We start from the raw sequence: 6,761 nt of genomic DNA on the forward strand, positions 1-6,761 counted from the left end.
CGTCAGTCCACGCTACGCAGCGCCACGGCAAATAAGGGCGAGCAACCGCCCGTCTCATCGGGTGGCGCTCGGCCCAGCTCGCGTCGGTCACTAACATCGATATTCCTTTGTGCATTACCATCGTATTCTCGCCAGGACCTCCGGAGAGAAGCCGCTGCACCCTATCTCATCGGTGCGCCTGTCTCCCACCTAGTGACCGGCGTTCGAAGATGAAAGTACGTTGCGAAAAGAGAAAATATGATATCAAATGCACACGATAAATTGTAGCGCCCTACATATTTTTGTGAGCCATATGGACGGCAAGCCGAATTGTCGTACATGCTTTCCCGAGCCCAGTCGGGCAAAGGGCATGCACAACGACGGGAAAACTGGGAGCCTTACCCCAGTTGAGTCCATCGCCTGGTGGCCACAGTGCGCGACAACCATCGGTGTGAACCGCGCTTTACGTGCTCCGCGCGTCGCGATCGGCGCAGTGTTTGCGCCTGATAGATGGGGCACCAATGGGACAGTGTTCCGTGATCCTCTGGTGACCGGACGGCCTTTCTCTCGGAAAACTTTGGTTGATTGCCATGCGAGACGGGCAGGTTTTTTCCTTCAGAAACCGTATCAAATGCAGCCGCAGGCCATACGTCCGACCAATGCAGACTGCCAACTAGGCGCTTATGTCATAACGCTATCCTCTCGGCAAACGTCGCATTGAGTTGCCGGATCGTCGCCACAAGCGCGTCTGAGTTCCAAACACCACGCACAACCCTATCGGTGAGACTGGTGTCCGGGAATGCGACGACCCCATCTTGGATTCCATTCGACACTGTGCCGACGAGGACCACAAGATCGCCGGGTGACATCATCAAATCTTGGCGACAAATGAACCCGCGCGCAACGAAGCCGCTAGCCAGTTCATGGGCGGAGAGAAACGTAGCGAGCACCAACGCTCGACAGGCGACTCTCAGCAGGCGGTTCTCAACAATTGCGGCCCCAAAAATCGAGCTTCGTAAAACGGCCCCTCGAATTGGAGCGTCATAATAGAGGAAGAAAGGCTCTTCGAAGATGTATCGAAGGATGATGAGCGCCAATCGGACCGAGTGCCAGTCGTCCAGCGCGGCGACGCCATTCTTCTCGAAAGCGAGTCTTTTAGATCCGCTTTCACCGGACGGGTGCCGCGCGACAAATCTCATCAATGACCGCGTTGTGGCTTGGTATGCCGAGCGTGCAGCGCCGCCAGAGAGTAGCCCGTATCTCGAAGGGAATTCGCCTGCTGGAGCATCGTGAGCGATCCGTGTACTCCACGAATGCAGGCGGACTGGAAACGACCCTGTCATTACATACATCCGCGGATGAGGTAGGAACTGCCGGATCGCGCCATCCAATATCTGGCACCTGAATCCCAACGTTTCGGGGTTACGCAGTCCCCTGTTGGGTATATCAAGGAATAACAATTCTCTTGTCGCCCGAGAGTACCAACGCGCGAGGGGCTCGAACGCCTGACTGACCTTCTCACTGCAGCGGAAAAACTCAAGTCTTTCTCGCAAGCTTCGCAGATGGCCGGCGAACGGCTTGCCGCAAGCCGCGCAATGATACGGTTTTAAGAAAAGCGCTCTCGACACCTTGTACGGTCCCAACGCTTCCGCACATACCTGACAACGTTCAGTCAGCGGACATTCGTGTATCGGGCAAGCCGCGAGCGCGGATAGCTGGAACCAAATGGAGTGGAATCCGAAACCGATGCACACGGGGCACCACCTGGACCGAGCGCTCCACATGACAGACTTCATGCCGGGCAGCGCTGACATCAACGCACCTTCTAGCGGTCGCCACTGCCAGCCAATCCGACCGCCCCACCCTTGAGCGCGTCTGGTCTCAAGCCGGAATAGATCGAGTTCACAGCCTGAGGGCGGGTACGGGAGCAAAAGCTCTAGAGTCTGCCTCGGTGTTAGCGCGTTCGACGAAGCAATTCGCAATAGGACCGACATCGCTGACTCATGATTGAGCGGAGCCGAGGTAGCACCTGAAACGGTGTGCTGGGTCATGCCCCCTCCCATTGCTTTTCAAGCATAGCGATCAAGTCAATGGACGCTAAACCTACTGGAATACAAGGTGAGGGAACGCCGCTGCGTATCGATCGCCTTGGCCGACGGCCGCTCGGCGCGAAGATTGTCGCGCCCGCACGGTTACATTTTGCACATTATCAATTGTAGCTTGATCGTGTGCATCCGTCGAAATTGGCTGCTTTGAATATCTAGCGAAGCGAATGTCTCTACGTAATGGCCTTGCCCGCGCCCTGAAGGCAGCCAGAAGAGTTTCCGGGGTCGCCCAGGAACGGCTAGACGTAACCAGCAGGACCTATTTAAGCCAGCTTGAGCGTGGCCGTCAGACGCCCACGTTGGACAAGCTCGACGCGATCGCGGGTGCCATTGGCGTTCACCCGCTTAGCCTGCTGATTTACGCGTATTCTTGCGACCGGACTGATCTGCAGATCGTGGACATCCAGGCACGGATCAAGGGAGAACTAGCGCAGATTCGGGCGTACGACTCTGTTAAAGACTGACGGGACGGGCATCTAGCATCGGAGCCGATGAATGTTGCTTGCAGCCCTGAATTTGCCTTTTGACGACGAACTTTCTGATACTCGGATATTCGTAGCGCGCGTTGAGGCGGAGATCGCGACGCAGGAGTTCGATATCCTCGTGTTGCCCGGCCAGCCCTTTCGAACCACGCCCGAGGCCGGGGTCTCCCGTCCGCAGATGGAATGTTCAACGCGGACCCTGATTGAATGGCTGCGTGAGCTCAGTGCGCGAAAGCACGCGTTAGTCGTATGCGGCACTTTCGAACTCGCTAAAAAGCCTTTCCCGTACCGTACCGTACTAGCTGCGTGCGAGGGGCGTCTGATCGCGCGGCACGTCCAGTGGCCCATGATTAAGGCCCCTCGCCTGCTAACACCGGTCAGCAAGTACATATCCCTGCTTGACACGCCCTACTTCGCCCAGCCAGCGGCGCTCCTATTCGAGGATGATCTTAGTATCCCAATTCCGCTAATGGGCGTCGCCGAGTCCTGCATGACTCTGGTTTCATGCCTGCCGAGCGACGGGAAGTTGCTAGACCGGGCGCGAACCGTCGCCGCGGAGTTTGGAGTATTCGTGGTCCTCTCCACCTATCCAGATGCTCCTGGAAGTGAAGGCGATCGAGGTTACAGTGTGATTTTGTCGCCATCGGGACAGCAAATCGGTGCACCGGCACATTTGTCCCAGCTGCTCCTGGCTCAGGTCCCCGAAATCCCTGCCTGGACGCAGACCTGGGGCCGTGCGTCTCACATCGACAAAGTACGAAAGGAAACCCAGTCTAATGACTGGGCGCAGATTGGGCGCGATCCGTTGAACGCCCGAAGCGGATTCTACGTTCCATGATCTTCGGGTCGGGACGTAGTCAAACGACCGCCGGTCCGCCTGATCGCTATCCATTCACGCCGCGTCGAGATGCAATCACGACGCACGAGATCGACTGCGTCGTAAAGTCGGAGCGGCGAGGGACTAAATCGACCGAGCGGCATGCCCTCAATAGGCGGAAACACAACTGCCGCAACATCTGGCTCCCAATTTCGTTTGCTCCAGAAGCAGGGAACGACATAATCTTCGGCCTCAAACTTCTTACCTGAAAGCGTACCCGTTCTCGCCGCCCAGTAGAGAGCAGCAAACTGACCGAAGACCATCGCCTGGACCCACTCACTCCGAGCGAACCCTTTCGGATGTCCTGCAGTACTGAGCCACGGAGAGACGAACCGCGCCCTTGAAGTGCGGAGGACTCCGGTAGCTGCGCCGCTCACTCCCCATGACGTGGCTCCTATCTCGACGTGGTACCGCAGTAACATGAAAGCGACAAATTCTGGGGGCCAAAGATCGGTACGCGGAGATCCGTCAACATCGAGCAATTCTGGGCGCTCGCCCGTGGCAATCAAATACGGGTGACGCTGTGTGAGCCAACGCCTGAGTAAACCAACGGTCTCAGTGTATGCGAGGTCAACTTCACCGTAATCGCTAAAACTATGGCTATGCGCAGATGGCCAAACCAACCAGGTCATTTCGAGGTTTGCCCGTGCCTTCTTACGGAACGCGTTGCCAACATCCTGCATGACATCCCAGTAAGGGCTCTTGTCTGGCCACCACTTTCCAACCTTGCCGAAAGGGAAGTGCGTCTGCTGATCCCACAGCGGCCGGGTTGCAACAAGCAGCCTTAACAACTGCTGATGAACGCCCAAAAACGCAGCCGAAAATCGGCTTGCACCCTTCCGGATCCTGAGATGTCGGGCGATTGTAGCCGGTTCACTCGAGAGGCTGCTCCCGCAGTTTTTGCACGAAAAACGGTGGGCAACTACGTGCGAAAACGTGTAAAGCCCATACGGTCGATTGCAAAAAAGGCACACGTCCCGTAGCCGGCACCCATGTAACGGACACTCGTTGACAATCCAGCATTGATGCCAGAAAGAGTGATACATGCTTCCAATGCACTCATCGCAGACCCGAAGCAGCCCACTGCGACAGGGAAGGTCAAGTAGGTTGTCATACCTCCTTGGCAACCCGGGATCGGGATATCGCCATTGCATTACGGCCGCGATCTCCTCAGGAACAAACTGGTCATTTGCAGCGCCCCGCCTTCGGAAACGATCGCTCAGCCCGGCAAGACGTAGAAATGCCGCCCCAGACATCTCGTTTAACGAAACAATGCGACCGATCTGGCTGAGCGAAGATTCGAACGGAAGCGGTGAGAGGTCACGTCCGGCGTACTCAGGCATGCTCACGACCGGTCATCCGACAATAGTCCGGCCCCGACCGCCTGAAGATAACTGTTCCCGATCCCTATCACGACATCTACTGCATTTTCCCAGACCATCGGTGGGATATCGAAGTCAGGCGCATCATTTCGCGCCGAGACTGACAGGACGTTTCGGACAACATCGAGGAACGATCGGTCCGGGAAGTTTCCCAGTGGCATCCTTGCAGTGATCGCCGCATGTATGGCCGGCGCATGCTTTGTGAGTCTGAATCCGTTCCGGAAGGCTAGCGGCAGTAGCGATTCCGTCCATGTTATAGGAGAGTCGCGACGAATTGGCATGCTATCGATCTCCATTAATACCTCAGCGTATTCCTGCAGTCCTGACAGCCCGCGTAGAGGATGGATGCTGCCGAAGACCGTCTGTATTTCGCTTCCACTCAGTACCGAAGAGAAGCTTGCGATTTGGGTCATGAAGGGTTCAGCGAACGCTCCGTTGACGAGGAACAGACGGATCCCTTTTAGCGCTAGACGGTCCCGCATATCCAACATGATCTGGCACGTTTGAAACCCGATCAGCTCAACATTGTGCAAAATCCAGACCGACCGTGGAAAGCCCGAAATTAGCGCCCTCTCCTCTTGCATATTGACTAGGCGCGACATCTGCGCTTCCGGGGATCCTCCGGCAACACCGTGTTTCACCGAATTCAGGAGACTAGATAGCACTACGTATGGCCTGGCTGAGCGAAAGCGCGACACTGTGTGTTCGAAGGTCGTCAGATGTGGATATTCCTGCTTCAGGTATTGACGAATAACCCTGAGAGCGCCTCGGCAGTCCATTCCTGGCTTTCCAAGTACCGTGAACGCAGTCGTCCCGTTAAGCAGCCGCTCTCGACAGGCATGATACGTTTCAAGCGTAGGAGCACTCTTTATCGCTGGCTCTCCGAAAAGCGGATGTATCAAGAGCCGCTCTTCCGGACTGACTTCATCGTTAACAGGAATATAGCCAGCGTTTTCGTCTGACTCAGCCAACGAAGGCTGATACTCCAGGTCCTGAGCCCCGGCTCTCCGAACGCCGACTGCTTGTTCAGTGTTGATATTGAGCGCAGGTGCCCCCGGCTCGCATTGATCGTCCTCAGGAAGCACACTCATGACCGACCTCCTTTTGTTTCAGCGCCTGCCAGTCTGCAATTGCTCGCACGGGACGACCACGTTCTCAGCGTCGCCTCCTGACGCAGTCGCCTTCCTGATGCGACCGTGGTGGCGATGGGTCGCGTGCCCCACGGATGGAGCGTTGGTTCACGTTCAAGCTCGTGCACCTGCCCCGTTCGGACCGGCGGCTCATTCGGCTTCGGCGCGGGCACGTGAGACGATGCGGCGGCTGCAGCTTCTTGCGGCGTGAGCGTCGGAGGCAACGGGGCGTCTTTCGTTGAAGGATCGCCGTGCAGGGACCGCTGCTGGCTTTGACGTGCACGATCAAGCGCGGCACTGTCTGGTTTCGCAATTCGTTTCGCTTTCCCGGCGGCCTTCTGCGCGGCCAAATCCTGCTTTTGGCGCCCCCTGCTTCGCTTTCCCTCGCGGTTAAGCCGAACCGCGTCGCTCACGCTGATCAATTCGTCGGGTTTGGTGGTCGGAACCATTTCCCCAAGAAATGGGCCGCCGATCACACCGGCCTGCGCCAGCCTGATGTCATATCGCTTGACCGTAGCACCAACTGTTAGCGGCGGTGTAAAAGCGCGGATAGATGGCGGCAAGGATGAGACCCCCTGCCACCGACTATTTCCGCAACTTTAAAATGGGTCGTCTACGTCGTTGGGGTGAGCGTTTTTGGGATTGGCGCGTTGTTGATGTTGCAGTTCAAGAAGCTCAAGCTGATAGTGCATGCAGATACGCTCGCGCAGGTCATCCAGTAGTTCTACGACGGCGAGCGCCTGATCAGCGGACCAGTTCTCGGGGATCAGGAAGTTGAGCCCTTGCGTGATCCCGGACGGTAAATT

5 protein-coding genes are annotated in these 6,761 nt (G+C 56.8%); 2 read left to right on the plus strand and 3 right to left on the minus strand.

Annotated elements, in window-relative coordinates; genetic code table 11:
• Window positions 1-665: 665 nt before the first annotated feature.
• Window positions 666-1,178, minus strand: a complete 513-nt coding sequence (locus BSU04_RS47790) for a hypothetical protein (protein ID WP_089162547.1) — start codon at window positions 1,176-1,178, stop codon at window positions 666-668.
• A gap of 1,073 nt (window positions 1,179-2,251) precedes the next feature.
• On the opposite strand from BSU04_RS47790, the gene BSU04_RS21730 reads away from it, so the two are divergent.
• Both BSU04_RS21730 and BSU04_RS21735 read left to right on the plus strand, forming a co-directional pair.
• On the plus strand, window positions 2,252-2,548 hold the full coding sequence (locus BSU04_RS21730) for a helix-turn-helix domain-containing protein (RefSeq protein ID WP_089162548.1): 297 nt from the start codon (window positions 2,252-2,254) through the stop codon (window positions 2,546-2,548).
• A gap of 31 nt (window positions 2,549-2,579) precedes the next feature.
• Window positions 2,580-3,404, plus strand: a complete 825-nt coding sequence (locus tag BSU04_RS21735; protein WP_089162549.1) for a hypothetical protein — start codon at window positions 2,580-2,582, stop codon at window positions 3,402-3,404.
• Between the two features lie 1,384 nt (window positions 3,405-4,788).
• Here BSU04_RS21735 and BSU04_RS21745 read toward each other — a convergent pair.
• Both BSU04_RS21745 and BSU04_RS21755 read right to left on the minus strand, forming a co-directional pair.
• Complete coding sequence (locus BSU04_RS21745) at window positions 4,789-5,916, minus strand: hypothetical protein (RefSeq protein WP_089162551.1); 1,128 nt, start codon at window positions 5,914-5,916, stop codon at window positions 4,789-4,791.
• 638 nt (window positions 5,917-6,554) lie between these two features.
• A partial coding sequence (locus BSU04_RS21755) for a hypothetical protein (RefSeq protein ID WP_089162553.1) occupies window positions 6,555-6,761 on the minus strand: 207 nt, incomplete at its 5' end.

Origin of the sequence: Caballeronia sordidicola, from assembly GCF_002220365.1 — a bacterium.
GTDB classification, from domain to species: domain Bacteria; phylum Pseudomonadota; class Gammaproteobacteria; order Burkholderiales; family Burkholderiaceae; genus Caballeronia; species Caballeronia sordidicola_C.

Excerpts from the sequence above, each read along its gene's own strand:
- BSU04_RS47790 (WP_089162547.1), bottom strand. The coding sequence starts at position 1,178 with ATGAGATTTGTCGCGCGGCACCCGTCCGGTGAAAGCGGATCTAAAAGA.
- BSU04_RS21730 (WP_089162548.1), top strand. The coding sequence starts at position 2,252 with ATGTCTCTACGTAATGGCCTTGCCCGCGCCCTGAAGGCAGCCAGAAGA.
- BSU04_RS21735 (WP_089162549.1), top strand. The coding sequence starts at position 2,580 with ATGTTGCTTGCAGCCCTGAATTTGCCTTTTGACGACGAACTTTCTGAT.
- BSU04_RS21745 (WP_089162551.1), bottom strand. The coding sequence starts at position 5,916 with ATGAGTGTGCTTCCTGAGGACGATCAATGCGAGCCGGGGGCACCTGCG.